We start from the raw sequence: 20,664 nt of genomic DNA on the forward strand, positions 1-20,664 counted from the left end.
GGGAAGTCACTGGAGGAGATTGAAAGATATTGGACCCGTTCGGAATAGTAAAACAAAAAGACCTTAATAACTTAATAATAAAAGATGTATGGATTTTAAGAAACTGGCAAATCAATACAAGGATGAACTCTTGGATAATGTTCTTCCTTTCTGGCTTGAAAACTCACAAGACCATGAATATGGAGGCTACTTCACCTGTTTGGATCGTGAAGGAAGAGTTTTCGATACAGATAAGTTTATCTGGCTGCAAGGCCGCGAAGTGTGGATGTTCTCTATGCTTTATAATAAAGTGGAAAAACGCAAGGAATGGCTGGATTGTGCCGTTCAAGGCGGTGAATTTCTAAAAAAATATGGACATGATGGTAACTATAACTGGTATTTTTCCCTTGACCGTTCGGGTAGACCATTGGTAGAACCATACAATATCTTTTCATATACATTCGCTGCTATGGCTTTCGGGCAATTAAGCCTTGCAACCGGTAATCAGGAATATGCTGACATTGCTAAAAAAAACTTCGATATTATCCTTTCCAAAGTAGATAACCCGAAAGGTAAATGGAATAAGCTTCATCCAGGTACCCGTAATCTGAAAAACTTTGCCCTGCCGATGATACTATGCAATCTTGCTATGGAAATAGAGCATATTTTAGGGAAAGACTATTTGGAACAAGCGATGGATACTTGTATTCATGAAGTAATGGATGTTTTCTATCGCCCTGAACTTGGCGGAATCATTGTTGAGAATGTAGATGTGAATGGTAATCTGATAGATTGCTTTGAAGGACGGCAGATTACTCCAGGCCATGCGATTGAAGCTATGTGGTTTATAATGGATTTAGGGAAACGTCTAAACCGTCCGGAATTAATCGAAAAGGCTAAGAACATCACTCTTACAATGCTTGATTATGGTTGGGATAAAGAATATGGAGGTATCTATTATTTCATGGATCGTAATGGCTATCCACCACAACAGTTGGAATGGGACCAGAAACTTTGGTGGGTACATATTGAAACACTCATCTCTCTTCTGAAAAGTTATCAATTGACCGGAGATAACCAATGTCTGGAATGGTTTGAAAAAGTGCACGATTATACATGGACTCATTTTAAAGATAAAGAGCATCCCGAATGGTATGGATACTTAAACCGGAGAGGTGAAGTGCTGTTACCATTGAAAGGAGGGAAATGGAAAGGATGTTTCCATGTACCAAGAGGGTTATACCAATGCTGGAAAGTATTGGAACAGCTATAAACAATAACGGATATGTTAACCAATCTATATTAATAATCTAAAAATTAATTCTATGACAGAGTTTAACTCAAAAATCAAGAAAAACTCTCGTATATTGAAAATTTTTATGTTTTCATTATACGCACTATTTGCATGTGCTATCAGTAGTCATGCACAGAGTTTAGTGAAAGGAACTGTTACTGATGGTATAGGGGAACCTCTACCAGGAGTAAGTGTTGTTGTAAAAGGAACTACTAATGGCACAATTACAGATGTAAATGGAAAATACAGCATTCAGGCCACAGCAAAAGACATCTTATCATTCTCTTATGTTGGAATGGCAGATCAGGAAATAAAAGTAGCAGGTCAGAATACCATTAATGTGGTTCTGAAAGATGATGTGGCGGCTTTGGATGAAGTTATTGTTGTCGGATATGGTACTGCCAAAAAACAATCTTTGACCGGAGCCGTATCTGCGGTAAAAGGTGATGAACTGTTGAAAGCACCGGCAACCAATGTATCAAGTCTTTTAGGTGGACGCTTGCCGGGTATTTCATCCGTCCAAGTATCCGGTGAACCGGGAGATGACCAGGCTACATTACGGGTTCGTGGCTCTATTTATAATGTTACCTATATAGTAGACGGAATGCCTCGTTCTATTAATGATATTGATCCTAATGACATTGAAAGCGTATCTGTCTTAAAAGATGGAGCTTCTGCAGCAGTTTATGGATTAAAAGGAGCGGGTGGTGTTATTATTATAACTACTAAAAAAGGTCAGGAAGGAAAATCCAGAATCACTTATAACGGTTCAATAGGAGCATCTATGAATGCAAACTTCCCACAGTTTATGAATGGACCTCAGTTTGCTTATTATTATAACATGGCTGACATGATGGATAAAATGGCTAATGGAAGTATTTCGGAGATTAGTCAATATACTCCTGTTTTTACAAAGGCAAATGTAGAAGCGATGTTGAATGGTGATCCTACTGACGGATGGGATAATGTTAACTATATTGATAAAGTATTCGGAACCGGTATCAACCAGAAACACAATGTAACAGTACAAGGAGGTAGCGATAAGATGCGTTACTTTGCTTCCGTGGGTTATTTAGGTCAAAAAGGTAACATTGATAATTTCTCTTACAAGAGATATAATTTGAGAACTAATCTTGAGACTCAATTGGCTAAGAACTTCCAGTTAAGTTTAGGTATTGCAGGAAATGTTGGCAAGCGTGAGACTCCGGGATATGCTTCGGGTGGTACGGATTCTAATTCCGAACTAGGTGAACAAGGCTGGTTGTCAGTAGCTCATCAGACTATAATGATGCACCCATATTTGCCGGAAACATACGACGGACTTTATAGTGCTACTACACAGAATAACACAAGTCTGCCCAACAGTCCGTTGGCTGCTATTTATGAATCCGGGTATAAGCATACTAACAGCTTTGATTTACAGACCAACATCTCTTTACAATATAATGTACCTTGGGTTAAAGGTTTGAGCGTGAAAGTAACCGGAGCTTATGACTATACAACTTCTCATAATAAGAATCTGAATACGCCTTATTCTACATATATACATAGAATGCCGACTTCAACAACAGATTGGACTTGGTCTAAAGCAGATGATCCCCGTGGTACAGCCAATGGAATAAATTTAGGTGAAGGACAATACAGTTCTCATCAAATGGTAGGTCAAGGGAGTATAAACTATGCAAACTCCTTCGGAAAGCATAATGTGGAAGCAATGGTATTAGCAGAAATTCGGGACTATAAAGAAAATAGCTTCTCCGGATATAATAAGAATATGAGTTTCTCCGAACTTCCTGAATTAAGTTTTGGCCAGCCGGCTGACTCCCCAATCTCGGGCTACAGTGATGCAAATCGTAGCATAGGTTATGTTTTCCGTCTGAAATATGACTATGACAATAAGTATCTGGCAGAATTTACAGGTCGATATGACGGCTCTTATAAATTCGCGGGTAACGTCAGTGGAAAACGTTGGGCGTTCTTTCCATCAGCATCTGTAGCATGGAGAATATCCAAAGAAAATTTTATGTCTGATTTGACATTCTTGGATGACATGAAGATTCGCGCATCCATTGGTTTGTTAGGAAACGATGCAGTGAGCCCATACGCATTCCTTAGTACTTATAATTTGATGGATAGCAACAAAAATGCATACCAGACAATTTTGAATGGAAAAGTAATGCAAGCATTACGTGCTTCTGTTATAGCCAATCCTACTCTGACTTGGGAGAACACTTTAACCTACAATGCAGGTTTTGATTTTACCATGTGGAATGGTCTGTTAGGTGTAGAATTCGATGCATTTTATAATTACACCTACGATATCCTGACAGCAATGGGAGGTGATTATCCACCATCCATGGGAGGATATTATTATACTTATGCCAATTACAATAAGGTAGATAGCAAAGGAGTTGAAGTAACGGTGAGTCATCGTAATAAATTTAATTTGGCAGGTAAGCCATTCTCTTATGGTGCGAGCTTCAATCTGACATTTGCAAGAAACCGCTACCTCCGCTATCCGGATAGTCCTAATACAGTAGAATGGAGAAAACGTACAGGACGTAGTGTAGATGCCTCTGTTGTGTGGATTGCAGATGGTCTATTCCGTTCGGAAGAAGAAATAGACAATTCAGCCTGGTATGGCACCCGTCCTAATGTAGGTGATATCAAGTATAAAGATTTGAATGGTGATGGTAAAATAGACGAAGATGATAGAACACGTGTTGGACGTGGTAATCGTCCGGAACTAACTTATGGTTTGAACTTAAATTGTGCCTGGAATGGATTCGATTTAAGTGCACAATTTACCGGAGGTGCATTGTTCGACGTATCATTGACAGGCACTTATTATAATGGCTATGACGACAACACTGTTTGGACACAAGCATTTAAAGAAGGTGCCAACTCACCATTATACTTGGTTCAGAATGCATATACAGTAGAAAACCCGAATGGAACATTCCCCCGACTTACGCTGGGCAATCAGGGGCATGGAGGAGATAATGGACTAGCTTCCACTTTCTGGCTGCGTAATGGTAGATACCTTCGTCTCAAATCTGCACAATTAGGTTATACATTCCCCAAGAAATGGATGAGCCCCGTAGGTATTCAGAATCTAAGAATTTATGTAGAAGGTTCCAATTTATTCACGATTTGCGGTCTTCCTGATGGAATCGATCCTGAATCTCCGGGAGTAAATAACGGATACTATCCTCAACAACGCACCATTATGGGCGGTATAACTTTGACTTTCTAAACCTTTAAAAGTTCTATTATGAAAACAAAAGTATTAAGTATCATATTGTTGGGAGCCTCTTTAGGGCTTGGCTCATGTAGCGATTATCTGGACATGACTCCAACAGACAGAGCATCAGATAAACTTGTATGGAGTAAACTTGACTATGCAGAGCAAGCAGTCAACGATTTCTATCGCTATATAGATTATTTAGGAGTCTATCGGGACGGACAATGTTTGGCAGGAATGACAGAAGCTTTGACGGATCAGCTTAAATATGGTTCTTACAACTATATGGCCAAATGTCAAATACCCAGTGAAATTGCTTATGGAGGCTCTGTCCTTACGGTGAACTATGTTAGTACTTATTTAGGTAACTGGGGTACTATGTACGAGTACGTGCGCCGCGTCAATGAAGGTATCAACAAATTAAAGAAGTATGCTTCATTCAATCAGACTGATGAAGAACGCCTGGAAGCTGAAATGCGTTTTTTCAGAGGATATCTCTATACAGATTTATTGAAACGTTATAAAGAAGTTATCATATACGATGAGAATTTGGATAATATCAAAAAGGATATGCCGGTTAGTTCGGAAGCCGATGGATGGAACTTTGTATATAATGATTTGAAGTATGCTGGCGAACATTTGCCTGTCGATAAAACTCCTAACGGACGTCTAACCAGCGGAGCTGCTTATGCAATGTTGTCAAGAGCTATGTTGTATGCTGAAAGATGGGATGATGCTCGCATCGCAGCTGAAAAGGTGATGGCAATGGGCTATGAACTGGAAGCAAAAGAAGACTATTCAAATGCCTTTAAAGCGGGAAGCAAAGAAGCCATTTTACAATATTGTTATGATAAAAGTTCTACTGTAACTCATGACTTTGATGGATATATGACTCCTGGAGGTGATAAAGCATTGGATGGTAACTCCATGACCGGAGGATTTGGTACCCCAACACAAGAAATGGTTGAATCGTATGAATATGCAGATGGCAGTGGTTTCCCTGATTGGAGTGCATGGCATACTGCTGAAGGTACTACAGCTACTCCTCCTTACGATAAGCTGGAACCGCGCTTTAAAGCTACCATTCTTTATAATGGAGCAACATGGAAAGGTAGAACTATAGAATCTTTCGTAAACGGTACTGATGGTTGGGCTGCATGGAAAACGGATGCGAAGCCGGAAGGACGTTCTACCACCGGATACTATTTGCGCAAACTGGTAGACGAGGATCACAACTTTACTTCCATACAAGCCAGTACGCAGCCATGGACGGAAATTCGTTATGCAGAAGTCTTATTGAATCATGCAGAAGCCTGCTATCATTTGAATGGCTATACGGATAAGGCAAATAAAGATATTAAAGATATTCGTAACAGAGTAGGCTTATCTTACACAGACAAAAGCGGTAATGATTTAATAAAAGCCATCCGTCAGGAACGTAAAGTGGAACTTGCATATGAAGGACATTACTATTGGGATATGCGGCGTTGGAAATTATCTGCAACAGCATTTACCGGTATTCGTCTTCATGGAATGAAAATAGAGCAAAATGCAAATGGATCTTTCACTTACATTTATACACAATGTGACGATAAAGATCGTAATTTCCCGACTAAGATGTATCGTTTTCCGATGCCACAGGCAGAGTTGGATAATAACGGTGCAGTAACTCAATATGCAGAATGGCAATAAATCTAAAATGAAAACATTATGAAAAAGAATATACTATATCTATTATTAGGGGTTTTGGCTCTCACGAGTTCTTGCCAAGATCCGGAATATGTGCTTCCTACTGCGGACAGACAGGGAATCACGAGCTTGACTGCGCTCTTTACTTCTGGACCATACGTAGATAAAGAAGCAGTAGTGTATACCATTGCAGATGCTTCTGTAGATAAGTATGTAATCCCTATGCCATGGTATTATCCTGAAAATAGTGATAATGAAACTTCAGAATATATGAAGACGATGAGGGTTCAGGCAAAGTTGGCGCCCAACTGTACCATTGAGCCGGTTCTTTCAATTCTGGACTTGACTAAAGAAAACTATTTCACTTACACAGACGCTCAAGGATATAAGAAACAAATCTGTATCACAGGTGAAAGAGTTAAGTCTACTAAATGTCAGTTACTAAGTTTCTCAATACCATCAGAGGATATTACCGGTATTATCGATGAAGACCACAAAACTGTATCTTTAATCTCTGCAGAAGACTTATCTTCTTGCTTGGCAGATTATTCATTGTCAGCTCATGCAACCATGTCACCGGATCCTAAAACGGAGCCGCTTAATTTTAACTCGCCTGTGGAACTTACGGTGATAGCTCACGATGGAGTGACAAAACAAACATATACCATTCAAAAAGCAGTACCGGATAAGATCCCTTACGGATACAGAAAAGGTAGTGAAACAGAATTATTCAAATTGGATATGGGAGTTATCGGATTACCTTGGACCGGTGCTAATTCACCCTCTTTGGCCGTTAACGGAAATAATTTGGTAGTTTGCCTGGGAGATGGTGCCACCAATCCTACATATTACAATGCATCTACCGGAAATAAGATTGGTAATGTAACTTTGGGAAGTGTGAGTGTTGCTTCTTTGGGATGTATGACAAGTGATAGTAAGGGAAATATATTATTAGCTACCAAGGCTACTAACGGTAAATCCTTCTCTATCTATAAAACTTCGTCTGTGACAACAGCTCCGACTTTATTGACAACTTATACCAATAGTACAGGTCTGGATATGGGTACGAAAGTGTCTGTTCAAGGAGATATCAATACTAATGCCTCTATTATTGCCACTTGCGACGGAACATCGGGTTCTGGTTCCAACAAGTTTGTCCGTTGGATTATAACAGATGGCGTACTGGGAAGTCCTCAAGTTGTTTCAGTAAACGGTGTAGATAGTTGGGGAGCGCCTGCATCAAACACTAAAGTAGTGACTAAGGGAACTACCGCTCAAAGTGATTATTTCTTGTCATATTATGATGCTAACATACTTTATTGGGTGAATGGAGCAAATAATAATGCAGCCAAATCTTTGGCAGATTCCGACAATGGTAATTCTTGGGCAATGAATAACAACTGTCTGGATGCAAGAGGCTTTAATAATGCACAATATCTTGTATTGGTATGTACAGCTCATTTCCCACAATGGGGTGGAACTCCATGCCTATATATGTATGATGTAACATCAGACGGATCATTCACCGGTACAGTATCTACTTCGGATGCTTTGTCATTCAATCCGACACTTTCTTCGTTCAACTCTGCTGATGGTGTAGCTGCAACAGGCGATGTACTGCTTGCCCCAACGACAGATGGATATAAACTTCGTGTTTACTACGTGGATAACAACTGTAAGGTTATCGGAGGATATGAATTTGATTGTATCGACAAATAATTAATGATCTCTTTATCTCATATATTATGAGAAAATACTCACTCATAATATATGGGATAAAGAAGTCTGTAAATCATTTAAAGGAGTAGTTATATGTCAACAAAGATAAAAATGTTATGGTTATTCTCATTACTGCCTTTTTTCATTGCATGTGGTGATGATAACACTGATATTCCGGACTGGCCATGGGCAGAGCCGGAGACTCCAACCGAACCTGTTGAAGCCAATCCTGATATTGTAAATCAGGGATGGACCAATGTGAAAGACGTTTATGGAACTTTACCTGAACATATCAACGTATATAAATCACCGGAAACATTGGAAGGCAAAAAGGCGATAGCTTATATTGCTGTGGGTGATATGAGTAAAGCAACATTTGGTGCATTAGGAGAAAAAACAGGATTGAAAAAGCCAAAAGAATTTTATGAAGAGAATAACTCCACAATTGTAATAAATGGAGGCTTTTTCTATGAAGGCTCATTAAGTCTGATATGGCGTAACGGTGAAATGGTGTGTAAGAACAATGATGTAACAGCAGAAGATTGGACTAACGGTCCATTCTGGTATCCTGTATTAGCTGCATTCTGTGAAATGAATGATGGCTCATTCAAATCAATGTGGACTTACACAACACTATCCAATGTTACTTATTGGTATTCGGAACCCTCACCGGTAAAATCAGAGACAACTCCTAACGAAAATTTTCCCTCTACAGGAACTGTCTTAAATGCTAAAACAGGAATAGGCGGTGGTCCCGTACTTCTGTTGGATGGAAACATAAAGAATACATACGAAGAAGAAATCTTATCAGATATTGGCGCTACGGCGAACAGACCTCGTTCGGCTATTGGTATCACCAATGATAAGAAAATGATTCTTTTTGTGTGTGAAGGAGATGGAATGACAACGGGAGTTGCCGGTATGACCACCGAAAATGTAGCTAATATCATGAAAGCACTGGGATGTACGGATGCCATCAATCTGGATGGCGGTGGTTCTAGTTGCATGTTAGTCAACGGGCAAGAGACTATCAAGACAAGTGACTCCAGCGGAGACGAAAGATCCGTAGCATCAGTAGTCACTCTTAAATAAAAAATGTACTGCGGATATATCAGGCAGTATCTATCTAATAAAACAAGTATGATATGAGAAAATTTCTAAAAATACTAATACTGACTTTCTTGGGAGCAGTTACAATAACCTCCTGTAGTGATGATTCTGATGGAATTCCCGGATGGCCGTGGAGTGATAATTCGACAGAAAAGCCGGACGAGCCGGAGGTTACAGAAGCTAAACCACGATATATTTGGATTGATGCGGCTGCTAATTTTCCTGACTATGCCAATAGTAAGGAAAACATAGCCAAAGATATGGAAAAGATAAAAGCAGCAGGATTCACTGATATTATTGTCGATGTACGTCCCACTACAGGAGATGTATTATTCAATACTAATGTTGTAGATCAGGTGAAACGTATGGATGTATGGAGTAATTCCGGATATAGTTATTATGAAAGGACGGAAACTTGGGATTACTTACAAGCATTTATTGATGAGGCTCGTAAACAGGAATTAAAAGTGAATGCATCCATCAATACATTTGTAGGCGGTTATTTATGTCCGTATAATCTGGGGCATGATGGAATATTATTCCGTGATGATTCTAAAAAAGGATGGGCTAGTGTAGCTAATTTGGCTGATGGGTTAACCAACACAATGGATTTGTTGGACGATGAGACTGATTATGGGGCAAAATTCTTCAATCCAGCTAATGATGATGTGCAAAACTTCGTTTTACAATTATTGGCCGACTTGGCTAAATATGATCTGGATGGCATCATACTAGACCGTTGTCGTTATGATGACTATGGTTTAGAAAGTGATTTTTCTGACATTTCCAAGCAGAAGTTCGAAGAATACATCGGTGAAACTGTAGCAAACTTCCCGGCAGATATTATGGCGCCCGGTACGGATGAACTTCCTTCGGAACAACCTGCCTATTTTAAGAAGTGGCTGGAATTCAGAGTGAAAGTTATTCATGATTTCATTGTAAAGGCGCGCGACAAGGTTAAATCAGTCAATAACAATATCAAATTTGGAGTTTATGTCGGTGCTTGGTATTCTACATACTATACATCAGGTGTAAACTGGGCCAGCCCTAAATACAACACCTCTACTTACTATCCGAAATGGGCTACTGCCGATTATAAAAATTATGGATATGCAGATCATTTAGACTATATCTTCTTGGGTGCCTATGCTTCCGTGAACAATATATATGGAAGCGGGGAATGGACCATGGAAGGCTTTTGCAAGAATGGACGCGAATTGCTACAAGGCGATGTACCTTTTGCCGGTGGACCGGATATAGGTAACAGCGACGGATGGACCGACGGAGGACAATCTGCCAAAATTCCGGATGCCATTGATGCTTGTATCAATAATAGCGACGGTTTCTTTGCCTTCGACCTTTGCCACATTAAGATGTATGACTATTGGAATGCTTTTAAAACGGGCTTTGATAAATATCTGGAATCTATCGAAGAATAAGGTTTGAACTAACCAACTAATTATGAAAATATATTTATTACAATTTTTTTTATTAGTAGGTCTGGGCTTGAATTTACAAGCCCAGATTCCTTCTAATCATATTCGCGGGAAAGTGACTTGCGATGGAATAGGAATTCCAGGAATAGTAGTTACCGACGGAATAGACTGTACGCTTACTGACCAACAAGGCCAATATACTCTCCTCCCCAATAGAGATGTTCGTTTTATTTATTTATCCACTCCTTCCGGATATTTGCCGAAAGCAGAACAAACAATACCTTTATTCTATCAAAAGCTGAATCCGGCCAAACAAGGTGTTTACGATTTCGAATTGATAAGAAATCCGCAAAATGAAATGAATCATCTTTTTTTGGTGCAGGCAGATGCCCAAGTGACTTCCGAGGATGATGTAAAAGCCTATGCAAAATATTTGCAGGATATGAAAGAATATATTCGTCCTTATATAGGTAAAAAAGAGGTATTCGGTATAGATTGTGGGGATATTGTAGGAGATACACCCTCTTTATATCCCTCATATATAAACACGGTATCATCATTAAAGTTTCCCATTTATCGGGCAATCGGTAATCATGACATGACGTATGGAGGACGTACTTTTGAATACTCCTATCGTACTTTCGAAAGTTATTTCGGTCCTATCTATTATTCGTTTAATAAAGGAAATGCACATTACATCGTACTTGATAATTGCTTTTATGTCAACCGTGATTATCAATATATAGGTTACATTGATGAACGCACTTTCCAATGGCTGGAGCAAGACCTCTCATACGTGCCTAAAGACAAACTAGTCTTTGTGGTAATGCATATTCCTTCCAGTCTTCAGAAGAAGTTAAGATATAATACCCTAGATCAGGATGAAACTGTAAATACAGCTGCACTGTACAAACTATTGGAAGGTTATAATGCCCATATCATTTCCGGACATACACATTTCAATTTGAACGTATGCTTTAATGATTCATTAATGGAACATAACACAGCTGCCGTATGCGGTACTTGGTGGCGTGCAGATATTAATGTGGACGGCACTCCGAGGGGATACGGGGTATATGAAGTAGATGGGAATCAAGTGAAATGGATATATAAAAGCGCAGGCTATCCGGCAGAACATCAGCTGCATGTATATCCTGTCGGATCATCCGACGAGCATCCTTCTGATATCATTGCTAATGTATGGAACTGGGATGAACAATGGAAAGTGGAATGGTATGAAAACGGAAAGCGAATGGGAGAAATGCAACGTTATAAAGGGTACGATCCTACAGCCAAAGCAATCTGTTCTGACAAAGAAAAGGTGAAGTATGAATGGATTTCCCCTATTCTTACCGAACATCTTTTTCATGCTACTCCTCACAATAAGAATGCTAAAATGGAAGTGAAAGTAACAGATCGCTTCGGCAATGTATACACTAAAGCTATAGAAAATAAATAAAGATAATATGTTGAGAACCAGATATTTTATATTATTGATATGTTTGTCGTTTCTTTTGAAGGCAGAAGCTAAAGTAACCCTAACTTCCATTTGGGGGAGTAATATGGTGTTGCAGCAACAATCAAAGGTTACTTTCTCCGGAACGGCAACTTCGGGAAAACGCGTGCAAGCTATCGCTTCATGGGATAATAAAAAAGTCCAAACGAATGTTGATACAAAAGGTGAATGGAAACTTACGCTTCAAACACCGAGAGCCGGAGGGCCATACAGTATAACGTTCTCGGACGGAGAGGAATTCAAGTTACAAAATATTTTAATAGGAGAAGTCTGGTTCTGTTCCGGACAGTCGAATATGGAGATGCCTGTAAAAGGATTCCGTGGACAGCCAGTGTTTGGCTCCCAGCCGTACATTGTATCTGCCAATCCTCAACGTCCATTGCGCCTCTATACAGTAAAAAATGCCTGGAGTACCACTCCACAGGAAGCTGGGGTGGAAGGAGAATGGGAAGAAGCCTCTCCGGAAGAAGTTGCTAATTTCAGTGCGACAGCTTATTTCTTTGGTAATCAGCTACAACAATCTCTGGATATTCCCGTCGGACTGATACATTGTTCCTGGAGTATGTCAAAAATAGAGGCCTGGATGGATAAAGAGACTTTGTCGGACTTCCCGGAAATAGCATTACCCTGCGTGGAACAGAAAGAGTTTGAATGGACGGCAGGGACTCCTACATTATTATGGAATGCAATGGTAAATCCATGGAAAGGATTTCCTGTTAAAGGAGTTATCTGGTATCAAGGCGAAGCAAACACATCCGATCCTGGATTATATAAAAGATTATTTCCTGCGATGGTTTCCCAATGGAGAACATTCTTCAATAATCCCCAAATGCCATTTTATTACGTACAGATTGCGCCGTGGAAATCGGAAGGCAATGATAAACAGGATTGGGCTTGGTTCCGTCAATGTCAGTTGGAATTGATGTCAGAAGTTCCTAATGTCGGGATGGTGACAACAGGAGATGCCGGAAGTGAAAACTTTATTCATTCACCTTATAAAATAAAGATCGGTGAGCGATTGGCTTATTGGGCATTGGCAAAGACCTATCATCGTAAAGGTATTCAATATTCCGGTCCTATATATAAATCCCATCGGATAAAAGAGAACATAGTAGAAATAGATTTTGAACATGGTGAAGATGGATTGACTCCTGAAAATCAAAATATAAAAGGATTTGAGATAGTCGGGACAGATGGTATATTACGATCGGCTAAAGCAGAAATTATCAATGGCTCATCCACTGTAAAAGTATGGAATGATTCTGTAAATGATCCGGTAGAGGTGCGCTATTGTTTCCGGAATTATATGTTGGGAGAACTATGTAACAATGCGGAAATTCCTGCTTCTCCTTTCCGGATTGTAATCAAGAAGAAACCCGCTTTAATGTGGTTTGATGCCGAGGCTAATTTCGAACGTTTCAGTCATAAAGACTCGATAGACTACTATCTGGAGAAAATCAAATCATTAGGTTTTACCCATGCAATAGTGGACATCCGTCCCATTACCGGAGAAGTACTTTATCAAAGCCAGTTTGCCCCACAGATGAAAGAATGGAAAGGTGCAAAAGCTGGGAATTTTGATTACTTGCAACATTTCATTAAAAAAGGCCATGAATTGGGACTTGAGATTCATGCTTCCTTAAATGTGTTCTGCGCCGGACACAATTATTTCGATCGCGGAATGGTATATAGCGGACATCCGGACTGGGCATCAATGGTATATACTCCCGAGAAAGGCATTATTCCAATCACGGAAGAAAAACAGAAATACGGTGCTATGATTAACCCCTTGAATGAGGAATATCGCACCCATATTCTGAATGTACTAAAAGAAGTGGTGACCAAGTATCCTGATTTGGATGGACTGATGCTCGATCGCGTACGTTATGATGGTATAACAGCCGACTTTTCATCACTTTCGCGTGAGAAATTTGAAGAATATATAGATAAGAAAGTGACCAAATTCCCCGAAGATATTTTTGTTTGGAAAAAGAATGCTGGTGGGAAGTATATCATGCAACCGGGAAAGTTTTTCCAGAAATGGATTGAATGGAGAACGAAAAACATTACTGATTTTATGGCATTGGCACGTAAAGAAGTTAAAGCTACCAATCCAAAAGTTTCTTTTGGCACATATACCGGAGCTTGGTATCCGTCTTACTACGAAGTAGGAGTTAATTTCGCCAGTAAAAAGTATGATCCGGCTCAAGATTTCAGCTGGGCTACTCCCGAATATAAAAATTATGGATATGCAGAGCTGATTGATTTGTATGCAACTGGAAATTACTATACAGACATAACAATAGAAGAGTATAAGAAAACGAACCGCAGTATCTGGAACGAAACAGACTCACAAGCTCAAGCCGGTACATGGTACTGTGTGGAAGGTTCTTGTCAACACTTACGTCAAATTCTGAAAGATAACAAGTTTATGGGTGGTATCCTGGTAGATCAATTCTACGATAACCCGGGAAAATTATCTGAAACAATAGAAATGAACCTCCGTCGATCGGATGGACTCATGGTATTTGATATTGTACACATCATCCAAAAGAATCTTTGGAAGGAAGTAGAAAAAGGAATGCGTGAAGGGGGAGCTTTATGAACAACAGAGCTTTAGCTTTAGATGCTTTAAGAGGATATGCAATTATTACGATGGTACTTTCGGCTACCATCGTAACGCATGTTCTTCCCGGTTGGATGAGTCATGCGCAAACGCCTCCGCCAGATCATGTGTTTAATCCGTTGTTACCCGGCATTACTTGGGTAGACCTTGTGTTTCCTTTTTTCTTGTTCGCTATGGGAGCCGCGTTTCCTTTTTCCATAAGGAAACGTGCTGGAAAAGGTGATTCAAAACTGAAACTTGTTTATGAAGCTGTCAAACGGGGGATTCAGTTGACTTTCTTTGCTATTTTTATCCAGCATTTTTATCCGTACATGTTAAGCTCTCCACAAGATATGAGGGCATGGTTGCTGGCTATACTCTGTTTTATTGTTCTATTTCCCATGTTTATGCGTATTCCTTTGAAGATGCCGGATTGGGCACATACTTCAATAAAAGTTGGAGCTTACATTATTGCTGCCATCATGTTAGCAACCACCTCTTATGCAGATGGTAAGACATTCAGCCTATTTTCCAGTAATATCATCATTTTGTTGTTGGCTAATATGGCTGTTTTCGGCTCTATTCTTTACATTTTCACAATGCATAATCGTTGGATACGCTTAGGAGTTCTGATATTGCTACTGGCAATGATATTAGGGAGTACAGTGGATGGTTCGTGGACACAGAGTGTATTTAATTATACTCCTTTGCCATGGATGTATCGGTTTGATTACTTGAAATACTTATTTATCGTTATTCCCGGCAGTATAGCTGGCGAATATTTAGCGGAGTGGATGAAAACATATCAAAAAGAGACGGATGATTATGCTACATCTCCTTATCGTAAAATGAGTATCATGTTGATGATATTATCCATCGTTCTTATCATTAGTAATCTTTACGGTCTCTACACTCGTAATTTGGTTATTAATCTGGTGGTTACAGTTTTTTTGCTACTAGCAGGTAAATGTATATTTCCACACAAGGCGGATGGGATAGCCCTATTATGGAAAAAGTTGTTTAATGCAGGCGCATACTTACTTCTTTTGGGTTTGTGTTTTGAACCTTTTCAGGATGGCATTAAAAAAGATCCGACAACTTTTAGTTATTTCTTTGTTACTTCCGGGCTGGCTTTCCTGGCTCTTATATTCCTAAGTATTATTTGTGACTATTTCCGGTGTGTCAAAAGTACTCGTTTTTTAGTCATGTCCGGTCAGAATCCAATGATAGCTTATGTGGTCGGCGATTTATTGATTATGCCATTAGCTAACATATTAGGAGTTGCTTCATTGTTATCTTATTTTCAACAAAGTGCTTGGTTAGGTTTTCTCCAAGGAGTAATTCTTACTTCTTTGGCAGTTTTAGTGACTATGTTCTTCACAAAAATCAAATGGTTTTGGAGAACGTAAATATCAATGTGATTATTATATATTAAAAAGAGTTGCTTTCGGTCGCTTTTTTATTGATTCTACTATTTCCTATCCTTTGTAAATGAAAAGAAGTAGAGAAGTAAACAAATAAAATACGGTATTTATATGCATAATTACGAATAAAAGAACGGTCATTTGCATATAAATTACCGTATTATTTGTAAAAAACACACGGTTGGTTCTAATGAAACGTACAGTTGGTTTTAAAGAAGCACAAGGCTGGTTTATAAGAAACGTCACGTACATTTAAAAGGAAGCATATCTTACTTGTGAAAATAGGATTTCTTGATTTATTAGAAATTTTTTTAGGACTTTGTTTAATTAAACAAAAAGCATGAATGGATTAATAAATACATTCACTATGTAGCGCATAACATTCAATAATAATGATTATGCTCTATAATAAAAGGATTTCTTTGATTCCTGAATTATGCAGATCACTAATCCGTACGATTCTTTTCTACGCCTGGTATTGAGACTGAATAAATTCGATTATAGTGCAATTCAAATATCAAAATGACATTTTATCATTTTGATATTTGAAGATTTGTTTCTATTGATATAGCGTACGAAAAAGCCACCTATTAAGAGTCTTAAAATAGTGACGCTATGTCAACAGGATAGCGTTGCTATAAGCTTCATATAGCGACGCTATACCAAGCCGATAGCGTCACTATTTTATTTGATTGCTTTTTTAATGATTGGACAGACAAGATCAGCATATCTCATCATGCCTAAATCTGTGAAATGAATACCATCAATTGTGGCTTCTCCATCTTCTCCCAGCATATTCTTTGAGGAGATTAAAATGATATTTTTCTCATTTTTCTTTTTTAGTCGGTTGAATATCTCCTTTAGCGTATCATTCTTTCTTTGTACCTCCTTAGCAATTCTTTCATCATAAAGTGTATGAGTGAAGATAGGATCTTCTATAAAAATGATTGGCGTATCCGGATGTTTACTACGAATGATGTGATAGAATGTTTCCATACGTTCTTTCATCTGTTCTACAGAAGCATTAGGCACAAAGTCCAAAACAAAAACGCTGGCATCTACCTCGGCTATTACTTTGGCAACTTCTAAATCTAGCAATGCATTTCCACTGAATCCCAGATTGATACATTCACGATTTAATCTTCTTGATATAATGTTTGTATGTGCCATTCCTGGACGTGAAGCACAACCTCCTTGAAGAATACTGGTTCCATAAAATACAACCGGCTTCTGGCGAATTGGATAATCAATTAAAGGCTGATCGATAGTAGCTAACGAATCAATCCCTATAGATAGGGAAACCAAACCGTCATAAAGAGGAAGATAAAGCATATATTCTCTCTCTTCCGGTTGCATGTTAGCAATGATTGTTGCTTGATTTGTTTTTCCATTCGGACGACCACTGTTTACAAAACGCCACTCCCCATTCTTCTGAAGACAATAAAGGTCTAAGCCTTTTGCACCTGTATCAGTCATGTGATTCATATGAAAATTGATAAGAGCTTCCCATTTTGCAGCTATCGTGGTAGAATTACTGCGAAAACGTATCGCCATTCCGGCAGAATTACGACTTAAATTCCATAACGGAGCACGGGAGATATTCTTCAATGAATCCGGAAGTCTTTCATATCGTGCTCCGGTGGCTTCGGTGGCTTTTCCTAATAAAGGGAACTTTGATGCATCATGATATACCAGTTGGGCATATATATGACACATCAAAAAAAGCATTATAAAAACACAAATTCTTCTTTTCATATTTTGAATATTATTGTTTCAAGTTCTCCAAAAGCATTTTATCCGGGTAAAGAACATAGTTACCAATACTGATAATGCCGTTAATACTACCCCCCGTAAAAATCCCATCCATGCATTTTCATTGAAATAAACAAGCAATGATGCAATTCCTAATAAATGGATCACAGGCATAATCAACAGATCTCCTACTACATAGGCCATCATGGGATTTTGTCCGGGCATTACAAGAAAACGGGTACTCTTTACACAACGAAAATAATCACATATCACATTTAAAAGCAATAAAGCCATAAATGCCAGACCTGAAGTGAGAAATAAATAACCCAAAGTGGCGGGATTTTTTTTTATACCTCCCTGAAAAGGTTCAAAGCATAATCCCAAAACAACTAAGAAAGCTCCGGCTATAAAAAGTTCTCTCCAAAGCTTTATAAATCCTGTGCCCTTTCTCAATAAAAAGACTCCACTTATCAGCAACGGAATATTTATTATCAGGTTCAAGACTGTACAATGTGTATAAAGTCCTGCCAAATTTACAATAATTATAGCTAATGTCAAAAGAATCATTACGATAGCTTTCCATTTATTTGTAAATTCAATAGACGAATCATCGTGCTGCTTCAGCCAGTCCATCAAATACTCTCCGGCGATGCTTCCCGGAATCACGATAAGGAGATATTGTAAATACTCAAAATGAAAAGCCCAAGGTAGAGGTGTGTAGGTGTATATAGCTTGTGTCCAGGAATTCTCGACCTGTCCACTTAACAACAAAGCCATCAATATTAGTAATACACCTATTCGTGCCCGGAGATTTTGCATTGTGAAAATATATATGACCGAACCAAAAACAGCCATATTTGCCAGCAGTAATATGATTATGTTGTTGAATGATACATCAAAAGCTCTTTCATTTGCATATTGAGTTGTCAGTAACAAGACAATGGCTATTACATAGGCCGTTACCTTGATAACTGTACGCATCCAATCGGGCATTTTCAGAGGGATGCGAATGAACATAGGAAATAGTATAATAAAACAAAGAATGGACAATAACCAGGCACGTATGTCCTGTGGATTACTCAAAACATGCGGATAAAAATGTTGAATAAAAATAGCAAAGAAAGTCAATTGCACACCTCGCTTGATAGCTTCATATACCAATCGCAACTTAGTATCCCCTTTCTCAAATCTTTTTTTGATTGAGAAAGGGAAAGCTGCGCCCATTGCAAACAAGAAGAATGGAAAAACAAGATCCACCCAAGTAATTCCCGATAAACTGGCATCGAAAGCTCTGTCCGGAGGAGGAGTTTGTGCGTGATACATCCACCCGGGTAGAGAATTCCATGCAACAGTTGCCGAAAGTACCATCGTGATGATAGCATAGCCTCGTAGGGCATCTAAAGCATAAGCACGTTTATTCATATATCTATGGATTGATTGTTTGAATATATTCTTTGCCAAAACGGTCGGTTACTTTAACCGTTATATGAGCATCTTTATTTTTAGGAGTTGCCCGAAACATATGTTGGGTAGGTCTTGGGGTAATCCATGTATATACCATCTTTTCCCGGTCCGAACATACTACTGCTGCGTATGGATCTAAACCAGTATATCGTGTCATATTTCCCATCAACTGACCGTCTTCCAGCCATTCCACTTTCCACAGTTTATCCCAGTTCCATACATTAGCAATAATATCTGACGGATGTTCCTTAGAAGCTCCTACAGGATAAGAACGAAATTGATGTTCTTTGGGATATCCGCAACTTTTGTAATACCATTTTACATCGTTATCATTTACTTCATATACGCCATAACCACGTGGAGTACCATCCAGACAAATATCCGCTTTCCACCACGTACCACAAACAGCAGCCGTATTATGTTCCATCAGATTCTCATCGAATACGACATTAAGATTGTAATGAGTATGTCCTGTGATAAGATGTGCCTTGTAGGGTTTCAATATCTGATGCAGTGCACCTGCATTGACCATCTGATTACCAATCATATCATAATTATATAAAAAAGCTTCTTGTTTTTCTGTTTGGCGGGAAGGGATATGCATAATAAAGAATACGAGTGACCCTTTCGGTACGTATGATAAATCCCGATCAAGCCATGCAAATGTTTTCTCATCCAGATAACCCATATAGAAATAATCACGTCCGATAAAGAAGTTGTTATCTACTACAATATAATGAGCATTCCCTTTATTGAAGGAATAGTAAGAAGGACCAAAAGTATTTTCAAAAGTCTTGTAAGAAGTTTCGTGAGTGCGACCGTCATAATTCATATCATGATTGCCCACTGCACGATAAATAGGTATATCCAATTGATCGGATCTTTTCAAATAATCGGGATATAATTCTTGATGATCGCCTACAATGTCTCCACAGTCAATTCCAAAAACTTCTGTTGTTGCATAAGAAGAGAGAAGTTGTTTGCAATCGTCGACTACATGTTGATAAATAGCCAGTTCATCTCTGGAAGTAACCTGTATATCAGATTGAGCTACAAAGACATGGGAAACATCATCTCTGGGATTCTTCTTCAGATTAAAATTATAGTTTTGCTTTTTAGAATAATCAATAGGTAGATAGAAAGAAGGGATAGTTCCTTTCCGCTCTGTCAGATAGCCTGAAGGAGTACAAATATACACAAAACGACTGTCTCCCAAAGTGGGGATACTATATTTCCCGGAAGCGTCGGTCTGCACACATATATGGCCGTCGGTAACCATTACTCCCCCTATTCCTTTACCTTCGCAGGTAACTTTCCCCTTGATAATGTTGATAGAGGCTTCTGCCTGAACTGAAAGGTTCAGGCAGAAACACATTAAAAGAAATAAAAACAAGTGTAGCTTATTCGTTCTCATATTGAGGTATACTTTATA

General features: G+C 38.8%; 12 protein-coding genes. 9 read left to right on the top strand and 3 right to left on the bottom strand.

Annotated elements, in window-relative coordinates:
- Positions 1 to 88 precede the first annotated feature (88 nt).
- The 9 genes from DXB58_RS24110 (at position 89) to DXB58_RS24150 (ending at position 16,001) form a co-directional block, all read left to right on the top strand.
- Positions 89 to 1,252 carry an AGE family epimerase/isomerase gene (locus DXB58_RS24110; RefSeq protein WP_122138499.1) on the top strand — a complete coding sequence of 388 codons (1,164 nt, stop codon included), beginning with the start codon at positions 89 to 91 and terminating at the stop codon, positions 1,250 to 1,252.
- Between the two features lie 52 nt (positions 1,253 to 1,304).
- Positions 1,305 to 4,529: a TonB-dependent receptor gene (locus DXB58_RS24115; protein ID WP_122138500.1), complete on the top strand. Its 3,225-nt coding sequence runs from the start codon at positions 1,305 to 1,307 to the stop codon at positions 4,527 to 4,529.
- A gap of 18 nt (positions 4,530 to 4,547) precedes the next feature.
- Positions 4,548 to 6,209, top strand: coding sequence for a RagB/SusD family nutrient uptake outer membrane protein (locus DXB58_RS24120; RefSeq protein WP_122138501.1), 1,662 nt, complete (start codon positions 4,548 to 4,550; stop codon positions 6,207 to 6,209).
- 18 nt (positions 6,210 to 6,227) lie between these two features.
- Entirely contained in the window at positions 6,228 to 7,925 is a 1,698-nt protein-coding gene (locus DXB58_RS24125) for a DUF5018 domain-containing protein (protein ID WP_122138502.1), read from the top strand.
- 93 nt (positions 7,926 to 8,018) lie between these two features.
- The gene (locus DXB58_RS24130; protein WP_122138503.1) at positions 8,019 to 9,017 is read left to right on the top strand and encodes a phosphodiester glycosidase family protein; all 999 of its coding nucleotides are present in this window, start codon (positions 8,019 to 8,021) and stop codon (positions 9,015 to 9,017) included.
- A 53-nt stretch (positions 9,018 to 9,070) separates the two neighbouring features.
- Positions 9,071 to 10,474, top strand: coding sequence for an alpha amylase family protein (locus tag DXB58_RS24135; protein WP_122138504.1), 1,404 nt, complete (start codon positions 9,071 to 9,073; stop codon positions 10,472 to 10,474).
- Between the two features lie 22 nt (positions 10,475 to 10,496).
- Positions 10,497 to 11,930: a calcineurin-like phosphoesterase family protein gene (locus tag DXB58_RS24140; RefSeq protein ID WP_122138505.1), complete on the top strand. Its 1,434-nt coding sequence runs from the start codon at positions 10,497 to 10,499 to the stop codon at positions 11,928 to 11,930.
- A gap of 7 nt (positions 11,931 to 11,937) precedes the next feature.
- Positions 11,938 to 14,592 (top strand): alpha amylase family protein, encoded by a 2,655-nt coding sequence (locus tag DXB58_RS24145; protein ID WP_122138506.1) that lies wholly within the window; start codon positions 11,938 to 11,940, stop codon positions 14,590 to 14,592.
- Positions 14,589 to 16,001 carry a DUF5009 domain-containing protein gene (locus tag DXB58_RS24150; RefSeq protein ID WP_122138507.1) on the top strand — a complete coding sequence of 471 codons (1,413 nt, stop codon included), beginning with the start codon at positions 14,589 to 14,591 and terminating at the stop codon, positions 15,999 to 16,001. The genes DXB58_RS24145 and DXB58_RS24150 overlap by 4 nt, the downstream gene beginning before the upstream one ends.
- A 699-nt stretch (positions 16,002 to 16,700) precedes the next feature.
- Here DXB58_RS24150 and DXB58_RS24155 read toward each other — a convergent pair.
- Genes DXB58_RS24155 through DXB58_RS24165 form a run of 3 tightly spaced genes read right to left on the bottom strand, consistent with a single transcriptional unit; the run spans position 16,701 to position 20,646 of the window.
- Positions 16,701 to 17,771: an SGNH/GDSL hydrolase family protein gene (locus DXB58_RS24155; RefSeq protein ID WP_122138508.1), complete on the bottom strand. Its 1,071-nt coding sequence runs from the start codon at positions 17,769 to 17,771 to the stop codon at positions 16,701 to 16,703.
- Between the two features lie 18 nt (positions 17,772 to 17,789).
- Positions 17,790 to 19,190, bottom strand: coding sequence for a DUF5009 domain-containing protein (locus tag DXB58_RS24160; RefSeq protein ID WP_122138509.1), 1,401 nt, complete (start codon positions 19,188 to 19,190; stop codon positions 17,790 to 17,792).
- A 4-nt stretch (positions 19,191 to 19,194) separates the two neighbouring features.
- Entirely contained in the window at positions 19,195 to 20,646 is a 1,452-nt protein-coding gene (locus DXB58_RS24165) for a calcineurin-like phosphoesterase family protein (protein ID WP_122138510.1), read from the bottom strand.
- Positions 20,647 to 20,664: the final 18 nt, after the last annotated feature.

The sequence above is a fragment of the Bacteroides sp. OM05-10AA genome (genome assembly GCF_003439055.1).
GTDB lineage: Bacteria > Bacteroidota > Bacteroidia > Bacteroidales > Bacteroidaceae > Bacteroides > Bacteroides intestinigallinarum.